Genomic DNA, 471 nt, shown 5'->3' with positions numbered 1-471 from the left:
AGTCAAACCATAGCAAAAAAGCACATTTTGGCCAAGATGTGGGCGTTTGCCGCTTTAAGAATCGTTTGTAAAATCTGTGGTTTGCTTTTCTTTGCAATTACGGCAGAATAAATCCATGGGTTTCTACAGGTAAACAACACAGAAGGGTGGTTACATGACCAAATCGGATATCGTCAATGCTGTTGCTGATCGAGCGGGCCTCTCGAAGGCTGACGCCGGCCGAGCCTTGGCGGCGGTGCTGGATACCCTCACCGACACGCTGAAGCGTGGCGAAAGCGTATCCCTGGTCGGCTTCGGCACTTTCGCCGTCAAGACTCGCGCGGCCCGTACCGGGCGCAACCCGCAGAGCGGGAAATCGATGGACATCCCGGCCAGCCGCATCCCGAGTTTCAAGCCTGGCAAGGCCTTGAAAGATTCGGTGAACGAGTAATTTGCAAGGTAGGTGCTGTGCTGTGATTAGCCCCTCGGTTG

The 471-nt window shown here is 54.1% G+C and carries 1 protein-coding gene; it reads left to right on the top strand.

Annotated elements, in window-relative coordinates:
• Positions 1-154 precede the first annotated feature (154 nt).
• Complete coding sequence (locus tag J5M57_RS28310; protein WP_034023968.1) at positions 155-430, top strand: HU family DNA-binding protein; 276 nt, start codon at positions 155-157, stop codon at positions 428-430.
• The last annotated feature ends 41 nt before the right edge of the window (positions 431-471 follow it).

Origin of the sequence: Pseudomonas sp. 86_A (genome assembly GCF_017491705.1) — a bacterium.
GTDB lineage: Bacteria > Pseudomonadota > Gammaproteobacteria > Pseudomonadales > Pseudomonadaceae > Aquipseudomonas > Aquipseudomonas koreensis.
Note: the sequence above shows the minus strand (reverse complement) of the source record. Positions and strands in the feature narration are given on the sequence as shown.

Excerpts from the sequence above, each read along its gene's own strand:
- J5M57_RS28310 (WP_034023968.1), top strand. The coding sequence starts at position 155 with ATGACCAAATCGGATATCGTCAATGCTGTTGCTGATCGAGCGGGCCTC.